General features: G+C 62.8%; 15 protein-coding genes. 6 read left to right on the top strand and 9 right to left on the bottom strand.

What is annotated here, in order from left to right:
* The 3 genes from urtC to urtA all read right to left on the bottom strand — a co-directional run.
* A partial coding sequence (gene urtC, locus ABI546_RS21315) for an urea ABC transporter permease subunit UrtC (protein ID WP_348050002.1) occupies positions 1-937 on the bottom strand: 937 nt, incomplete at its 3' end.
* A gap of 46 nt (positions 938-983) precedes the next feature.
* Positions 984-1,898, bottom strand: coding sequence for an urea ABC transporter permease subunit UrtB (gene urtB / locus ABI546_RS21320; RefSeq protein WP_348050004.1), 915 nt, complete (start codon positions 1,896-1,898; stop codon positions 984-986).
* A gap of 134 nt (positions 1,899-2,032) precedes the next feature.
* Positions 2,033-3,295 (bottom strand): urea ABC transporter substrate-binding protein, encoded by a 1,263-nt coding sequence (gene urtA / locus ABI546_RS21325; RefSeq protein ID WP_348050006.1) that lies wholly within the window; start codon positions 3,293-3,295, stop codon positions 2,033-2,035.
* Positions 3,296-3,519: 224 nt separating this feature from the next.
* Between urtA and ABI546_RS21330 the strand changes: the two genes are divergently transcribed.
* Positions 3,520-6,897, top strand: a complete 3,378-nt coding sequence (locus ABI546_RS21330; RefSeq protein WP_348050008.1) for an ATP-binding protein — start codon at positions 3,520-3,522, stop codon at positions 6,895-6,897.
* On the top strand, positions 6,890-7,783 hold the full coding sequence (locus ABI546_RS21335; RefSeq protein WP_348050010.1) for a response regulator transcription factor: 894 nt from the start codon (positions 6,890-6,892) through the stop codon (positions 7,781-7,783). Before ABI546_RS21330 ends, ABI546_RS21335 begins: the two co-directional genes overlap by 8 nt.
* Positions 7,784-7,983: 200 nt before the next feature.
* On the opposite strand, the gene ABI546_RS21340 is transcribed toward ABI546_RS21335, so the two are convergent.
* Entirely contained in the window at positions 7,984-10,203 is a 2,220-nt protein-coding gene (locus tag ABI546_RS21340) for a PAS domain-containing protein (protein WP_348050012.1), read from the bottom strand.
* A 235-nt stretch (positions 10,204-10,438) separates the two neighbouring features.
* Between ABI546_RS21340 and dcd the strand changes: the two genes are divergently transcribed.
* Positions 10,439-11,014 carry a dCTP deaminase gene (dcd, locus tag ABI546_RS21345; RefSeq protein ID WP_348050014.1) on the top strand — a complete coding sequence of 192 codons (576 nt, stop codon included), beginning with the start codon at positions 10,439-10,441 and terminating at the stop codon, positions 11,012-11,014.
* Between the two features lie 72 nt (positions 11,015-11,086).
* Here dcd and ABI546_RS21350 read toward each other — a convergent pair whose 3' ends face one another.
* From ABI546_RS21350 to ABI546_RS21360, 3 genes are all read right to left on the bottom strand, one after another.
* Complete coding sequence (locus ABI546_RS21350; protein WP_348050016.1) at positions 11,087-11,539, bottom strand: alpha/beta hydrolase-fold protein; 453 nt, start codon at positions 11,537-11,539, stop codon at positions 11,087-11,089.
* A gap of 7 nt (positions 11,540-11,546) precedes the next feature.
* Entirely contained in the window at positions 11,547-12,494 is a 948-nt protein-coding gene (locus tag ABI546_RS21355; RefSeq protein WP_348050018.1) for a delta(1)-pyrroline-2-carboxylate reductase family protein, read from the bottom strand.
* Positions 12,495-12,696: 202 nt separating this feature from the next.
* Entirely contained in the window at positions 12,697-12,924 is a 228-nt protein-coding gene (locus tag ABI546_RS21360; RefSeq protein ID WP_348050020.1) for a hypothetical protein, read from the bottom strand.
* A gap of 297 nt (positions 12,925-13,221) precedes the next feature.
* Between ABI546_RS21360 and ABI546_RS21365 the strand changes: the two genes are divergently transcribed.
* On the top strand, positions 13,222-13,521 hold the full coding sequence (locus ABI546_RS21365; RefSeq protein ID WP_348050022.1) for a hypothetical protein: 300 nt from the start codon (positions 13,222-13,224) through the stop codon (positions 13,519-13,521).
* Here ABI546_RS21365 and pcp read toward each other — a convergent pair.
* Positions 13,518-14,198, bottom strand: coding sequence for a pyroglutamyl-peptidase I (gene pcp, locus ABI546_RS21370; RefSeq protein WP_348050024.1), 681 nt, complete (start codon positions 14,196-14,198; stop codon positions 13,518-13,520). The two genes, ABI546_RS21365 and pcp, sit on opposite strands and share 4 nt — an antisense overlap.
* 46 nt (positions 14,199-14,244) lie before the next feature.
* On the opposite strand from pcp, the gene ABI546_RS21375 reads away from it, so the two are divergent.
* Complete coding sequence (locus tag ABI546_RS21375; protein ID WP_348050026.1) at positions 14,245-15,096, top strand: hydratase; 852 nt, start codon at positions 14,245-14,247, stop codon at positions 15,094-15,096.
* 36 nt (positions 15,097-15,132) lie between these two features.
* On the opposite strand, the gene ABI546_RS21380 is transcribed toward ABI546_RS21375, so the two are convergent.
* The gene (locus ABI546_RS21380) at positions 15,133-15,903 is read right to left on the bottom strand and encodes a DUF4136 domain-containing protein (protein ID WP_348050028.1); all 771 of its coding nucleotides are present in this window, start codon (positions 15,901-15,903) and stop codon (positions 15,133-15,135) included.
* A 192-nt stretch (positions 15,904-16,095) separates the two neighbouring features.
* Here ABI546_RS21380 and ABI546_RS21385 point away from each other — a divergent pair, with 192 nt between their 5' ends.
* Positions 16,096-16,971 carry a neutral zinc metallopeptidase gene (locus ABI546_RS21385; protein WP_348050030.1) on the top strand — a complete coding sequence of 292 codons (876 nt, stop codon included), beginning with the start codon at positions 16,096-16,098 and terminating at the stop codon, positions 16,969-16,971.
* The last annotated feature ends 323 nt before the right edge of the window (positions 16,972-17,294 follow it).

Genomic DNA, 17,294 nt, shown 5'->3' on the forward strand with positions numbered 1-17,294 from the left:
TGCCGAAGTTCACCAGCAGCGCGCCGTAGACCGCGCCCACCAGCGACATGCGCCCTCCCACGGCTGCGAAAATGACCATCTCAATCGATGGCACGATGCCGACCAGCGAGGGCGACATGAAACCGACCTGCAGCGTGAACATGGCACCGCCTACCGCCGAGAGCATGGCCGCGAAGCAGAAGGCGAAGACGCGGAACATGGCCACGTCGTAGCCAGAAAAGCGCACGCGGTCTTCCTTGTCGCGCATGGCCAGCAGCAGCGTGCCCAGCTTGCTTTTCTGGATCCAGGTGCATAGCACGATAGAGCCCAGCAGCAGGCCGACGGTGACGAAGTAGAGGATGTACTTGGCGCTGTCGGTGCGGGTGTCCCAGCCCAGGATGGTCTTCAGGTCGGTCATGCCGTTGACGCCGCCGGTGTAGCCCTGCTGGCCGATGATGAGCACCGTGAGGATCAGCGCCACGGCCTGCGTGATGATGGCGAAGTACACGCCGCCCACGCGCCGCTTGAACATGGCATAACCGATGATGAAGGCCAGCAGCGTGGGCACCACCAGAATCAGCAGCAAGGTGAGCGGAAACGACTGGAAGGGCTTCCACCAGATCGGCAGCGCGGTGATCTGGTTCCAGTCCATGAAGTCGGGAATGCCGGGCGTGGACTGGATCTTGGTGGTGATGGGGTCGCTGGCTTCGAGCTTCAGGAACATCGCCATGCCGTAGCCGCCCAGGCCGAAGAACACGCCCTGGCCCAGGCTCAGCACGCCGCCGTAGCCCCACAGCATGACGAGGCCCAGCGCGACGAAGGAATAGCTCAGGTATTTGCCCACCAGGTTGAGGCGAAACAAATCCAGCGCCAGGGGAAAGGCCACCAGCAGCACCAGGGCCAGCAGGGCGACGTTGCCCAGGCCGTTGCGCTCTATCCATTGCTTGAGGCTGTTCATGAAAAACTCCGGTTATCTGGGATTGCTGTAGGAATAAAGTGAAAGCTCAGCGCCGCACTTTGGAGGCGAACAGGCCTTGCGGACGCAACATCAGAATGGTCACGATGGTCATCAGCGTCAGCACCTTGGCCATGGAGCCGGTCATGAAGAACTCGGCGATGGACTGCGTCTGCGCAATGCCGAAGGCCGAGACCACGGTGCCTAGCAGGCTGGCCGCGCCGCCGAAGGTGACGACCAGGAAGGCATCGACGATGTAGAGCGAGCCGCTGGTCGGGCCTGTCGAGCCAATGGTGGTGAAGGCCGCGCCGGCCACACCGGCGATGCCGCAGCCGATGGCAAACGTCAGCCGGTCGGTCTTTTTGGTGTTGATGCCGGTGGCATTGGCCATCACGCGGTTGGCGACCGTGGCACGTACGCGCAGGCCCCAGCGCGACTTGTGCAGCGCGATCAGCACGCCGCAGGTCACGACCAAAGTCAGTGCCATCACAAACATGCCGTTGATGGGAATGTCCAGGCCTTCAGAAGGGGCCCAGGAACCCATCAGCCAGTCGGGCAGGGTAGGGCTGACTTCCTTGGCGCCGAAGGTGGTGCGAAAGATCTGCTGCATACCCAGCGACAGGCCCCAGGTGGCCAGCAGGGTGTCCAACGGGCGCTTATAGAGATGGCGTATGAACGCCCATTCGGCCAGCCAGCCGACAGCAAACGCGAAGATGAAAGCCGCGACGATGGCGAAGGGAAAGTAGGCCTGCACAAAACCGGGTGCGTAGGTTTCGGACAGGTGTGAAAACAGGTAGATGGTGTAGGCGCCAATGGTCATGAACTCGCCATGCGCCATGTTGATGACGCCCATCTGGCCGAAGATGATGGCCAGGCCCAGGCCCATCAGCAGCAGCACGGAAAACAGGCTGAGGCCGGCAAAGCCTTGCATCAGGCCGATGTTGAGCATTTCGGAAAGAGTCATGATGGGGCTCCGGTGCGGCGGGTGGTCAAACGTCGGAATTCAAAAAAACAAGGCTGCGCAGAAGAAAAGAAGAAGCCCCTGCCGGCTCACCCAGCGATAAAGCTGAGTGAACCGGTAGGAGCCAGCACTGACGCTTACTGGTAGCCCTTGGGGAATGGGTTGGGTTCGATCAGGGCCGCCGATTCGGCCACCACCTTGAACTGGCCGTCGGCCTGCGCCTGGCCGATGCGGGCCTTGCTCCACAGGTGATGGTTTTCATGCAGCTTGACGTAGCCTTCGGGCGCGGTTTTGAGCTCGATGCCGGCGGAGGCCGCGGCGATCTTGTCGACGTCGAAGCTGCCGGCTTTTTCAACGGTGGCCTTCCACAACCAGGGGCCGAGGTAGCCGGCCTGCGTCACGTCGCCGATCACCGCGTCCTTGCCGTACTTGGCCTTGAAGGCCGTCACAAAGGCCTTGTTGTTGGGGTTGTCCAGCGACTGGAAGTACTTCATGGAGGCATAGAAGCCGTTCATGTTTTCACCGCCAATGCCCAGCACTTCGTCTTCCGTCACCGAGATGGTCAGCAGGAACTGCTTGGCGGCGGTGACGCCGGCAGCTTTGAGCTGCTTGTAGAAGGCCACGTTGGAGCCGCCGACCACCGCGATGAAGATGCAGTCGGGCTTGGCGACCTTGATCTTGTTGATCAGCGAGTTGAAGTTGGTGTGGCCCAGCGGGTAGTACTCTTCACCGACGACCTTGCTGCCGGACAGGTGGCCTTCAATGTGCTTGCGGCCGATCTTCATCGAGGTGCGCGGCCAGATGTAGTCGGAGCCGACCAGGAAGAAGGTCTTGGCTTTCTTTTCTTTTGAGGCCCAGTCCAGGCCGTACAGGATTTGCTGCGTGGCTTCCTGGCCGGTGTAGATCACGTTCTTGCTCTGCTCCAGGCCTTCGTAAAAGGTCGGGTAGTACAGCATGCCGTTTTCTTTTTCGAAGATCGGCAGCACGGCTTTGCGCGAAGCCGAGGTCCAGCAGCCGAACACGGCGGCGACCTTGTCGTTGACCAGCAGCTTCTTGGATTTTTCAGCGAAGGTCGGCCAGTCGGAGGCGCCGTCTTCCTTGATGACCTTGATCTTGCGGCCCAGTACGCCGCCCATGGCGTTGATCTGGTCGATGGCCAGCTGCTCGGCCTGGATGGAACCTGTTTCGGAAATCGCCATCGTGCCGGTGGCCGAGTGCAGCTGGCCCACGGTCACTTCGGTGTCGGTAACAGCCAGCTTGGTGGTGTTCACCTTTGCCGTGGGAAATTGCTGCGCTTGCGCCCAGCCGGGCAGGCCGGCCAGTGGCAGGGCCGCGGCAACGCCTTGCATGAGGCGGCGGCGGTTGATGAAGGAAGATGGATCGCGATCGTCGTTGGACATGCTGGGCTCCTGCGGTTGATGAAAAGGTGAAAGTCGAAAGGAAAAAAACTGACGCCATAAAAAGAGAAAGGCTTGCGTCGGGGTCAGGTGAATCATGTTCACAAGGGCCGCGTAGCCCTATACGTCAATCAACGTAGCACCCTGTGCACCAGATGCGGGCACACTTCTTGCGGGACGTATGGGGTGAGTTGCCGCAGCCCTACGGCCGTTTGACGGAGACCGCCTTGACCATCGCCACGCAGAAGATTTTTCGTATTCGACGCGAGTACAACGCGTGGGTGGCCGACGAATCCATCGAGGACTACGCGCTGCGCTACACGCCGCGCGGTTTTCGCAAATGGTCGGAGTGGCGGGTCGGCAACACGGCTTTCGGCGCCATGTCTTTCCTGGCGCTGGAGGCGATAGGCGGCGCCATCGCGCTCAACTACGGCTTCACCAATGCGCTCTGGGCCATCCTGGTGGTGGGGCTCATCACGTTCTTCACCGGCCTGCCCATCAGCTACTACGCGGCGCGCTACGGCGTGGACATGGATTTGCTGACGCGAGGCGCGGGCTTCGGTTACCTGGGCTCGACCATCACCTCGCTGATCTACGCGAGCTTCACCTTCATCTTCTTCGCGCTGGAGGCGGCCATCATGGCGCTGGCGCTGCAGATGTACCTCGACATTCCCATCGCCTGGTGTTACGTGATCAGCGCACTGGTCATCGTGCCCATGGTGGTTCGCGGCATCACGCTGATCTCGCGGCTGCAGATGTGGACGCAGCCACTATGGGGCGTGCTGCTGTTGCTGCCCTACCTTGCGGTGCTCTGGAAGAACCCGCAGGCGTTTTCGGACTTCACCGGCCTGACCGGCCGCACCTCGGGCAGCAGCGAGTTCGACCCGCTCATGTTTGGTGCGGCGGCCACCGTGGCGTTCTCGCTTGTGGTGCAGATCGGCGAGCAGGTCGACTTTTTGCGCTTCCTGCCTGAAAAGACGCATGCGAATCGCCGTCGCTGGTGGGCCGCGGTGCTGATGGCCGGGCCGGGCTGGATCGTGCTGGGCATGCTGAAAATGCTGGGCGGCGCCTTCCTGGCCTTCCTGGTGCTGCAGCATGAGTTGCCGGCCTCGAAAGCGGTGGAGCCCACGCAGATGTACCTGGCGGGCTTTGCCTACGTGTTCAGCGACCCGGCCTGGATCCTGGCCGCGACCGTGGTCTTCGTGGTGGTGTCGCAGCTCAAGATCAACCTGACCAATGCCTATGCCGGTTCGCTCGCGTGGTCCAACTTCTTCGCGCGCCTCACGCACAGCCACCCGGGCCGTGTGGTTTGGCTGGTGTTCAATGTTGCGATCGCGCTGCTCTTGATGACGCTCGATGTTTTTTCGGCGCTGGAAAAAGTGCTGGGGCTGTACAGCAACGTCGCGATTGCCTGGGTGGGTGCGCTGGTGGCCGACCTGGTGATCAACAAGCCGCTGGGACTGAGCCCGCCGGGCATTGAATTCAAGCGCGCACACCTGTACGACATCAACCCGGTGGGCCTGGGCTCCATGCTGCTCGCGACGGTGGTGTCGGTGGTGGCTTATACCGGCGCCATGGGGCCGCGGGCCGAGGCGTTTTCGCCCTTTATCGCGCTGGGCATGGCGCTGCTGCTGTCGCCGCTGCTGGCCTGGCTGACCAAGGGGCGCTACTACGTCGCGCGCAAGCCGCAGGCCATGGGCATGCCGGGCCAGAAGGTGCGATGCCACGTCTGCGAGAACGCCTTCGAGGCCGAAGACATGGCCAGCTGCCCGGCCTACGGCGCACCCATCTGCTCGCTGTGCTGCACGCTGGAGTCGCGCTGCCACGACCGCTGCAAGACACGCTCGCGCGCCGCCGAGCAGGCCGAGGAGTTTTTGAGCACGCTGCTGCCCAGTGCGCTGTCGAGCCGCGTCAACTTCCGCGTCGGCCACTACATGGTGGTGATGCTGTCGCTGTGCGCGCTGCTGGCCACGGTGATGGGCATGGTTTACATGCAGGAGACCACCTTGCCGGCTTCGGGTGCTCTTTCGGGCCTGCTGCGCTCGGCTTTCGTCAAGGTGTTCGCCATGCTACTGCTGATCGTCGCGGTGTGCAGCTGGTGGGTGGTGCTGGGCAGCGAAAGCCGGCGCATGGCGCAGGATGAATCGAACCGGCAAAACCAGTTGCTGTCGCGTGAAATCGAGGCGCACCAGCGCACCGACGCAGCGCTGCAGACGGCCAAGGAAGTGGCCGAATCGGCCAACCAGGCCAAGACCCGTTATGTGGCCGGCATGACGCACGAGCTGCGCACGCCGCTCAACAGCATCCTGGGCTATTCGCAGATCCTGCTCAAGAGCGAAGCGCTGGCGCGCACGCCGCGCGACGCCGTGCAAACCATACAGCGCAGCGGCGAGCATTTGCTGCAACTCGTTGACGGCCTGCTGGACCTGGCGCGCATTGAAGCCGGGCGGCTGCGGCTGGAGCCGATTCCCGTGCCGTTGCCCGACTTCCTCGAAGGCCTGGTCAGCATGGTGCGGCCGCAGGCCCAGGCCAGGGGCGTGGACTTCATCTACACCCACAGCGGCCGCATGCCGGCCTGGGTGCAGGCCGACGCCAAGCGGCTGCGCCAGATCATCATCAACCTGCTGAGCAACGCGGTGATGTTTACCGATACGGGCAGCGTGAAGCTGCATGTCGATTGCCGCCGCGAGGTGATCCGCTTTGACGTGGTGGACACCGGCATCGGCATTGCCCCGCAAGACCAGCAGCGCATCTTTTTGCCCTTTGAGCGCGGGGCAGCGGGCCGCCGCCGCGGCGAGCCGGGCACCGGCCTGGGCCTGACCATCACCGGCCTGCTGACCGCGCTGATGGGCGGCGACCTGACTTTGCAAAGCGAGCCCGACAAGGGCAGCACCTTCAGCGTGCGGCTCTACCTGCGCGAGATCGACGACCCCGGGCCGCTGGCCGACCCGCCGCACCAGATCGCCGGCTTCTTCGGCAAGCGCCGCACGCTGCTGGTGGTCGACGACCAGCCGGTGCAGCGCCAGATGCTGGCGGGCATGCTGACGCCGCTGGGCTTTGACATCAAGGAGGCGGCCAGCGGCCTGGAGTGCATAGACAGCCTGAAGGACGGCGTGCCCGACGCCATCCTGCTCGACATCAGCATGGACGACCTGGACGGCTGGGAAACCGCGCAGCAGATACGCCACCGGGGTTATGACAGCGTGCCCATCATCATCGTGTCGGCCAATGTGTTTGAGAACCAGGCCTCGCGCCTCAAGGCGGCGGGCTGCCAGGCTTTTGTCGGCAAGCCGGTGCTCGAGTCGGAGTTGATGGACGCCTTGCAGCGCCACCTGGGGCTGGAGTGGGTGACCTCCGTCGTCTCGCCGGTGCCGCTGGCGGCCGGCCTGACCGGGGAGAGTTTGCCGGCCCTGCCCGAAGAAGCCCGAGCCGGGCTGATACGGCTGGTCAAGCTGGGCCACGTGCACGGTCTGCACCGCCTGCTGGATCGCGTCGCGGCCGAAGACCCGGCGCTGGCCGCCAGCTGTGCCCGCTTGCGCGGCTTCGTGAGCCGCTGCGAGCTCGAATTGCTGCTGGACCATTTGACGGAGGGCGTTGATGCTTGAGGCCACTGAGGAACAGCGCCCGGTCGTGCTGGTGGTGGACGACGCCCCCAGCAGCCTGGGCATGCTGTGCGACACGCTGGAAGGCGAGGGCTACACCGTGCTGGTGGCGCGCGACGGCGACTCGGCGCTGCAGCGCCTGGAGCTGGTCGCACCCGACGCCATCCTGCTGGACGCCGTCATGCCCGGCCTTTCGGGGTTTGACACCTGCCGGCAGATCAAGGCCAATCCCGTCATGGCGCACATTCCCGTGATCTTCATGACCGGCCTGTCGGAGACGCCGCACGTGCTCGAAGGGTTTGCCTGCGGCGGCGTGGACTACGTCGTCAAGCCGCTGCGTGCGCAGGAGGTGGTGGCGCGCCTGCACACCCACACGCGCAACGCGCGCATGACGCGGCTGGCGCGCGAGGCCGTGGACGTGGCCGGCTTCGGTGTGGTGCTGGTCGATGCGCGCGGGCGCATCGCCTGGCGTTCACCGCAGGCGGCCCTGTGGCTGCAAGGCGATGAATGCGGGGCGCGGCCCGGGCGCCTGCCCGAGCCGGTGTATGCCGCGCTTGAGAGCGACACCGGCGAAGTGCTGCTGACGCTGGCAGGTGTGCCACTGTCGGTGCGCAATATGGGCCGGGTCGGCATGGGTGAAACCATGCTGCTGCTGGAGCAGCGCAGCGTCAATGCCGCCTCGCCCTCGCGCCTGGCCAATGCCGCGCTGACGCCGCGCGAAACCGAGGTACTCTCATGGTTGGCCAAGGGCAAGACCAACCGCGACATCGGTGACATCCTGGGCATGAGCCACCGCACGGTGAACAAGCACCTGGAACACATCTTTGAAAAGCTCGGCGTCGAGACCCGGGCAGCCGCGGCCGCACTGGCAACCGGGCACCTGTTTTGAAGCAGCCAGGCCCTGTTTGACGTGAAAAATGGGTTTTCCCCATGATTTTCATTCATCAAATTGCCTTGCAACCCTTTAGGGACGAGCGCAAGCAGCTATTAAATCAATAGCAATCAGAGGCTCCCGGGCTGGTTGAGAAAACTGTCATTTCTCAAGCCATTGAACGCCCCGGGTTCCGTACGGCGGGATGCCATCCGCGTTCAGTGGGCCTGCGCGATCGTGACCGGAATCTCCAGGATGAACGATGCGCCTTGCCCGGGGCCGTCGCTGTGAACGTGCAAGTTGCCCCCCATTTCCTGTGCGGCCAGAACACAGCTGTGCAGGCCAAAGCCATGCCCGTTTTTTCGGGTGGTAAAGCCATGAGAGAAAACGCGCGTCAGGTTCTCCGGTGCAATGCCTTCCCCGTTGTCTGTCACCGTGATGCGCAGCACAGGCCCATCCATCAAAACCGCATCGAGCGTGATGAAGGGGCGTCTGTCCGCAATCGTGTCCAGCGCCTGTTTGGCGTTGCTGATCAAGTTCACCAGCACCTGCAATATGCGTTGCTTGTCCAGCAAAAGGGTGGGCAAGGCGGCATACTTTTTTTCGACATCCACCTTGTGCCGTGTCAGTGCATCCGCATTCATGCGCAGCGCATCGTCCAGCAACTCACTCACCTTGGTGGATTCGACAAAGCGCGCGGTACCTGCGTATGACTGCTGGGTGGCAATGACCTGTTTGATATGGTTCACACTGCTGCTCAGTGCACCGAGTTCTTTCGCCATGGCTTCGTGCTCGATCTCCAGGGTTCGGGACAACTCGCGCAGGTAGCCGGGTAACAGCTTGCCCTTGCTGTCCTGCGTCAGGAATTCGCCCAGGTCCGCGGTGCGTGCATCCATCAAACCCACAGAGCGGGCGAGCCCCTTGAGCTTGGACGTCCGCAACTGCGAGCCAATCATTTCGGCCGACACATTGACGCTATTGAGAACATTGCCCACGTTGTGCAACACGTTGGTCGCGATCTCTGCCATGCCGGCCAGGCGCGCCGTGGTGAGCAGCTGTGCCTGGACCTCTTCAATTTTGCGTTCCGCTTCCTTGAGTTCGGACATGTTTTTCGAGGTTCCGAAGGTCCCGATCAGTTTGCCATTCCTGTCTCTCCAGGGGCCTTTGTTGGTGAAGTACCAGACGACACGCCCATCAGGATGAACAGTTTTTTCGGCCTTCTCGGCGATGGGTTTCCCCGTCCGGATGATCTCTTCTTCATCGTGGCTGAATTCGCTCGCCCTGTCCTGGCCGTAGATGTCTGCGTCGGTTTTACCGATCACATACTTCTCAAACTCCTCCACACTGGCCAAATGCGGTGGAAGTGCCTCGTCGTCCATGCCCGGATGGGCCGCGCGGTAGTGGCTGATCGATAGTCGCAGGAGGTTGTGGACCTCCGAACGGCTGACCTTGACCAGCCGTGATTCCAGGTCCTTGAAAAAGATGGAGTCTGGTGAGTTCTCCATGAGCGTAGTCAGCAGATCATCGTGATACGCCAGCGCTGCTTCGGTCTGCTTCAGGGCAGTAATGTTCTTCGAGATGCCGAAGGTGCCGATGATGTCTCCGGCATTGTTGCGTAGCGGCATCTTGGTGCTTAACGCCCAGGACTCACCTCGCCCGTCTTTCCAGATTTCCTTCTCCACTTTGCCAATGATCGGCTGCCCTGTTCGCAGGATTTCCTGCTCATCTTCGTAGGCGGGGCGGGCATGCTCTTCGGAGAAAAAATCAAGATCTGTCTTGCCCACCAGTTCCGCCGGTGACGCGGCCCCAAATTGCAGCGCCTGTGCTTTGCTGCATTTGAGAAAACGAGACTGTGCGTCTTTGAAGTAAATGTGATCAGGGGCGTTGTCCAACAGCGTGTTTAACAAATCCTCCTCGTTGATCTGGAACGCATCCGCCGGGTTCCCCGTCTTTGTTGCGTCTGCTTCGGGCTTAACGCTTTGATGCGACCCGGCGAGTTGCTGCAAATGCCATTTCTCTGCCAGGGAGCACGCCAGCTGAATGACTTCTACAGACTCGAAGGGCGTTTTAAGGAGTAACCACTTGCTGTTCATCGCGCCCATCGTTGCGAGTACCGCGGCGGAAGAAAGCGCCAATCGCTCCGCGCAAAGCACGATCTGGATTCCCGGATCAAGTGCCCAGATTTGAGGCGCTATTTCTAGCGCTTTCGGACCCGCCGCGTGCGAAACGCCTATGAATGCCAGGGCGTAGGGGCGCGCCGCCAGAAGCGACTGTTGCACCAGGGCCAGTCCGTGGGGCCCGTCTCGGGCGCCATCCAGCTCGAATTTTCCTTGTGCATTCACATCTTCGATCAATGCGCTGCGAAACGCGTCATGAATGTCGGGGTTGTCGTCCACGACAAGAATACGGTCCTTGTTTTGGGTAGATCGTGTTTTCATGGGGTCCCTTGAAACGACATTCACAGACTGGACGGGACACTTCAGCTTGCGTTGCGCCTCTCGCAGGGGCAACGTGACGCTAAACAGGCGCCTTGTGGCGAATGTGCCGGGTGTGTCTCCAAAAATCATTAGAGCAGATTCGTCCGGGACCGGCCAGGCTTTCGCATGGCCTGCCCAATGGGGTGGCGTTGCAAGCCCAACTTACAATCACAGCCACAACAGGAGCCCGACCCCCATGAGCATCAAGAGCGACAAATGGATACGCCACATGGCAGAAACCACCGGCATGATCGAGCCCTTCGAGCCGGGGCAGATACGCGCCACAGCCGCAGGCCAGAAGATCATCAGCTACGGCACCAGCAGTTACGGTTACGACATCCGCTGTGCCCCCGAGTTCAAGGTTTTTACCAACATCCACAGCACCGTGGTGGACCCGAAGAACTTCGACGAAAAAAGCTTTGTCGACTTTCACGGCGACAGCTGCATCATCCCGCCCAACAGCTTCGCACTGGCCCGCACCATGGAGTACTTTCGTATTCCGCGCAACGTGCTGACCATCTGCCTGGGAAAGAGCACTTACGCGCGCTGCGGCATCATCGTCAACGTCACGCCGTTCGAACCCGAATGGGAAGGCTATGTCACGCTGGAGTTCTCCAACACCACGCCGCTGCCCGCCAAGATTTATGCGGGGGAGGGCTGCGCCCAGGTGCTGTTCTTTGAAAGCGACAAGGACGACGTCTGCGAAGTCAGCTACAAGGACCGGGGTGGTAAATACCAGGGCCAGGTTGGGGTGACGCTGCCGAAGGCGTAACGGGTATCCACGCGCTGGGTTCGAACGGGCGCCTGCAAGGGGCGTCCGTTGTCGTTTCTGCCCTCCGCGGCGTCAGGGCTTGGCGACCTGGGGGCGGCTGGCAAAGCCGCTCATGTATTTGATGGCATCGCCAATGGTGTCACGCCAGACCAGCCATTCATGGTCGCCGTCAACGACGCGGTATTCCACCAGCTTTGGCTGGTACTCAAACAACTTCTGGAACAGGCCGGCCGAGTGGTAGGCGATGGAAAACGTGTCGTGGTCGCCGCTGTTGATGCACATCGGCACCACCACCTTTTTGCTTTTGTAGCCTTCCCAGCTGGCGGTGTAGTTCAGGCGGTCCCAGGAAGCCTGGTCAAATTTTCCGCCCGCCTGAAACGGCGCCACCTGCATGGCCGAAGAATGGGCAGGCGGCGTTGGCGAATAGATGGCCGGGCTTAATGCGGCGGCGGAAATACACAACTCAGGGTATTTGAAAACGGCGTTCACCGTGCCAAAGCCGCCGGCGGACAGTCCGGCGATCATGCGGCCTTCACGGGCGGTGATGGTGGTGAAGTTGCTGTCGATCGTGATCCGTACGCAGCGCTGCCCTGGAAGCAGCCAGATCCCAACCCGCCCAGCCGCAGCTTTTAAACAGCACCGGTCCGGTGGGTTTTTTCATGTCCTGGAGCACCACGTCGGCCAAAGTGGGAAAGCGGCTTACGTCCAACCCGGCCTGCAGCAGGTCGCCGGCTTCGTGCGCCGCGTCGGCTGTGTCGACAAACACCGATCCTTTGGCGGCGAAGTGTTGGCACAGCTCGGCGCTTAGCTCGACCATGGCGGGGGTGAAGGCACCCACCACGCTGATGAAGCCGTCGTCGCGCGGCGGGGCGCTGAGCACCACGCCGCTGGCGGGTGTGCAGGTGACGGCCAGCGGGCAGTCGGCCAGCGCGGCGTTGGCATCGCCCACCACGCGGGCGCTCAGGCCCAGGGACTGCGCGTGTTGCACCAGCGCTTGTGCGCTGGCCGCGCTGCGCGAGGTGACCTGAAATTCCCGCACGCCCAGGCCTTCTGCAAACGCTTCGAGGTGGGCCAGGCCCTGCACGCCGGCGCCGACGATCAGCATCGGCCCACGGGTGTTGGGCGCCAGCCGCTGCGCGGCCAGCAGTGAGACGGCGGCGGTGCGCCTGGCGGTGACGGTGGGGCCGTCGAGCACGAGCCGGCGCCGTCCGGTGGCCACGTCAAACACCACCACGTCGCCCTGGATGGTGGGCAGGCCCACGGCCGCGTTGCCGGGGGTGAAGGTGATGAGCTTGGTGATCGCCGTGCGGGCATCCAGCGCCGGCATAACAAACAGGCTGCCTCCGCCAGGCAGCCGTTGGACTACGCGCAGCGGTACCTGCACCGAGCTGTCCTGGAGCAGTTGTGCCAGCTCACTGACCAGCAGCGGGTAGGGCAGCCGGGCGGCGGTTTGGGCGGGGTCAAGCACGATGGGCGTCATTTAGCGAGGGGGCGAGCGGTAAATATAGGAGAGGGGAAGAGCGGTGGAAGGCGAGAAGTTAGCTTGTGGTCACCTCGATGCGATTCTGTTACGTAAAAGAGTGAAAGGTTTTTATCCTACATATTTCCGGGTAAAGCGCCGAATGGCTTTGGAAAACGCCAGCCTAGTATGAAAACAGGTTCAACGGGAGGCCGCCATGTTTTCAAACTGCTTGCAAAAATTCGACGAAATGCCTTACAAAACGCTGCTTTGGGTGGCTGCGGGTTTGGTCCTTGTTTGCCAGTTGGCGGCTATCGGGTTTGTGGCGGACGAGCAGGTGACCAAAGCCAAAATCCGTGACTTCCAGCGCCAGACTGAAATGCAGGCGATTGCGCAATGCATTGAAAACGCAGCAGGCCCCGCGCGTCAAAACTGTATTCAGCAGGCCCATGTGGTGGCAGGTTCTTCCTTGCCACCTGCAGCAGGTGACGGGTCTGGGGAGTCCAAAACCCAGGTTCTGGCGGGCGCGTCTTCGTCGAATGAGTCTGGGGGGTCCGCAGGCATGGTGGCCAACGTTGGAACCAGCGCGAGAGCCGGCAGCATGATGACTGGGCAACCTGCCCAAGGCTTTATGTCTGCGTCATTCGTTCGCTGACAAGACACTTCGAGTCGGGCCAGCCTTACAAGCGCGTCGGCCACAGGCACCAGCTAATTGGCGGCGGATAGCGCCGCTGCGGTTAGCATGGCCATGATGAACCTCTCCCACCTCGCGCGGCTTTACCAGCCGCGCAATCCCTTGTTCTGGCTGATGCTCGTGCTGAACGGGCTGTCTCCGCTGCTGGCCTGGGTGGTGCACAACCGGCCGTTGAATGCGGCGGCCACAGTGATGGTGACCTGCTTTGCGATCGGCAACGCCGTGTTGGGCATGTGGTTTGCGTGGCGGCTGTTGCAGAGTGAGCCGGCCGCCGCCGCTGGAGCTCCCGCAGAAGACAAGGCGCACGCCCCATCAGTGAAATCAACAACTTCAACGCACGGAAACGAAGGTTAACTGACGGCTCCTGCACCTTTGGCAATGTCTTGCGAGGTGGCCAGCGCCGTAGCCACCGCCAGCCGCAACCCGCGCACGATCTCTTCCAGCGGCAGGCTGGGCGCGCCTTGCTCAGGTAAATAAGGCACATGAATAAAGCCGCCGCGCGTGCGCTTGAAGCCGCGCCGTGTGGCCAGCGCGTGCATTAGCGCATAAAACACGTGGTTGCAGACAAAGGTGCCGGCCGTTTGCGACACCTCGGCGGCCACGCCGGCGTCTTGCATCGCCTGCAGCATGGCCTTGATGGGCAGGTTGCTGAAGTATGCGGCGGGGCCGCCGGGCACCACGGGCGTGTCGACCGGCTGGCTGCCGATGTTGTCGGGAATGCGCGCGTCGTTGATGTTGATGGCCACGCGCTCCAGCGAGATCGCGCCGCGCCCGCCGGCCTGGCCGACGCAGATGACAAGCGTCGGCTTGTGTTGGGCCAGCAGCCGGTGGAGTTCATCAATGGACGCCTGGAAGACGGTGGGCAGCTGCGCCGCCACCAGGGTGTGGCCAGCGATGCGCTTGCCCTTGAGCGCCTTCACCGCCTGCCAGCTCGGGTTGATGGGCTGGTCGCTGTGCCCGGTATCGCCAAAAGGGTCAAAACCGGTGAGCAATACGCAGGGCTGGACGGTGGTTGAGGGAGCTGCAGGCATGCCGTCATTGTGAAGGACGGCTGCGGTTGTTGGCTACCATAAGCTTATGAACACCCCAGCTTCCCACCCGGATATCCAGGACCTTGTGGCCGATGTGACCCGTGCCCGCTTGCAGGTGCAGCCCTTGTCATGGTCGAGTGAGGTGCCGGCTGAGGTGCCCCTTGCCTACGCCACTGCACTGGCCGTGCGCGCCGCGCGCAGCGCGGGTGGAGAACGCCCGGTGGGCTACAAGGTGGGCTTTACCAATCGCACCATCTGGCCGCGTTACGAGGTCTATGGCCCGATATGGGGCACGGTGTGGCATAGCACGCTCACTGTGGTCGACGAGTCAACACCGAATGAAGCGGTGCTTTCGCTTCAAGGATTGTGCGAACCGCGTATCGAACCCGAAGTGGTGTTTTGCCTGCGCGAGGCGCCGCCCCCTGGATGCTCGCTGGCGCAGCTGGTGGCCGCTGTGGACTGGGTGGCGCATGGCTATGAAATCGTGCACACGCATTTTCCGGCCTGGAAGTTCACGGCTGCGCAGGCGGTGGCTGATGGGGGTCTGCACGGCCTGCTGCTGGTGGGGCATCCTGTCCGGCTGGAGGCCGGCGCGGCGCCTGAGGCGGTGGTGGCATCGCTGGCCGGTTTGCGGATCAAGCTGTATGGCGACGGCGTGCTGAAAGACGAAGGCACGGGCGCCAATGTGCTGGACGGGCCGGTGCAGGCGCTGCTGCATTTTGTGAACGAGTTGCGCGCCACGCCGGGTGCGCCGGCCTTGCAGGCGGGCGATCTCATCACCACAGGAACGCTGACCGACGCCTGGCCGGTGGAAGCGGGGCAGACCTGGCACTCTGCGATTGAAGCAACCGGGCCGGTGGCCGGTGGGCTCAAGGGGTTGACGGTGCGCTTTGAATAGGTCGGCAGTCCGTTGACAACGTTGTGACTGGCGTTGCTACTTTTTGAGCAGCTCGCCCGTCTTGCCGTCGAACTTCACGGTGCGCACCTGGCCGTTCTGGCCAGGGAATTCGTCAAACACTGACCGCACCAGGTAGGGCATCAGCAGCGGCAGGTCGCCACTGCCGCCTTCATACACAGCCCGCGACTCAAACACCGTGCGGGGCGGCTTGCCGGCCGGGGTGCCCAGGGTGTCCAGCACCCGCAGGCGCAGGGAATGGGTAAAGACCGTGACCTGCACCGGGCGGTCGCCTACATAACGCGGGCCGAACGGGTCGGGCGCCCAGACGCCCGGAAAGATGCGGCCGGCCGCATCGCGGTAAGGCGGAAGAAACACAAGGTGGTCTTGATAAACCGGTTGCAGCCAGGTTTTGTCTTCGCTCTGCCGGCTGGCGGCTACGTCGACTTGCAGGCGCCCCGTCTGGCCGCCCGGCGCGCGCCGCATCCCGCGCTTTTCCAGCTCGGCCTGTACGTAGCCCTCGTAAGTGGCCTGCTCCAGTTCGCGCGTGGCGTCTACGGGTGTGATGTAGCTGAACGTGGCGCCCGCGGTGTCGGCCGGCCACTGGTTGAAGCTGGTGACTCGTGTGGTGATAGGGCTGGCACAGCCACTGAGCAGCGCCGCCACCGACAGAACCCAAAGGCCCGAAAAAATGGATGGCGCCAGCCGCCTGCGCGGCGGGCTGGACGCCGGCACCGCACCGCCTGGGCCTGGCCGGCTGCTGCGCAGGCTCCAAAGTCCGTAAAAAAAACCAGTCAAAGAAGTTGTCATCGAGGCCATCATGAAACGTGGATACCACCAGCCTCCATTTTGTTCCATGCCGCGAGGCCGCTCTAGTAAAGTCGGCGCATGCGCTGACAGGCGGGCAGGCGGCTTGCCGTCATGCTGGAGCAGGCCCGAAAACCGGGCCGGCGACGGCGCTGCCGCCGCGGCATTGACACTGACAAGCGACAGGGGAACAGCATGAAATGGGAAGGCAACCGTGAATCCGACAATGTGGAAGACCGCCGGGATGGCGGTGGGGGCGGGGGCGGCTTTGGTTTGGGCGGGCGCAGCATCGGCATAGGCACCATCGTGGTGGCGCTGGTGGGCGGCTGGATCTTCGGCATCAACCCGATGACCATCCTGAGCCTGCTCAGCGGGGGCTCTCCCCCGGCCCAGGTGCAGCAGGGGCCGGCCCCCAAGCCTCCGGCCGACGACCGCATGGCCAAATTCGTGTCGACCGTATTGGCCGACACCGAAGATGTCTGGACCGATGTGTTCACCAAAGGCGGCGCCACCTACCAAAAGCCGCGTCTGGTACTGTTTCGCGGCGCCACGCAAACCGCCTGCGGCCAGGGCCAGGCCGCCATGGGGCCGTTTTACTGCCCCGGCGACCAGAAGGTCTACATCGACCTCGGGTTTTACGAAACCCTGCGCAGCCGCCTGGGTGCGCCCGGTGACTTTGCGCAGGCTTATGTGATTGCCCATGAGGTGGGCCACCACGTGCAGAACCTGCTGGGCATCAGCGGCAAGATGGACCAGATGCGTGGCCGCGTCAGCAAGGCCGAATACAACGTGCTCAGCGTGAAGCTGGAGCTGCAGGCCGACTGTTTTGCGGGGGTCTGGGCCCACAACGCGCAAAGTGCGCGCCAGATTCTGGAGCAGGGTGACGTCGAGGAGGCCATGAACGCCGCCGCCAAAATCGGCGACGATGCGCTGCAACGGTCCAGCGGTGGCGCGGTGGTGCCAGAAAGCTTTACGCACGGCACCAGCGCCCAGCGCCAGCGCTGGTTCGACACCGGCCTCAAAACCGGCAGCGTGAAGGCCTGCGACACCTTCAGCGCCCGCAGCCTGTAGCGCGGCGCCGGGGGTGCAGAAGGCCCCGAGGCTGCCGGCAGGCATAAATTATGAACAGAATAGGCTCCCAGCCCTTTACAGACGAGCGCGAGCAGCTATAAAATAGATAGCAAGAAGGTGGGCGAACCGATGGGCGCAAGGCCGGACAAATAGCCCTGAAGGTGTGATGGGCCGGCAAAAGCGGCCATTGGAGCCCAAAGTGCGACAATAGAGGGCTGAGGAAGCGCTGCACAAGCCCCATCGCGGTCGTGACCGTGCCATGCCGGGCAGCCCGCCGCACTCCCTTTCTTGCCAATGGCGCAGCGGTGCTGTTGGCTGCCAGC

Origin of the sequence: Polaromonas sp. (assembly GCF_039932935.1) — a bacterium.
Lineage (GTDB): Bacteria > Pseudomonadota > Gammaproteobacteria > Burkholderiales > Burkholderiaceae_C > Polaromonas.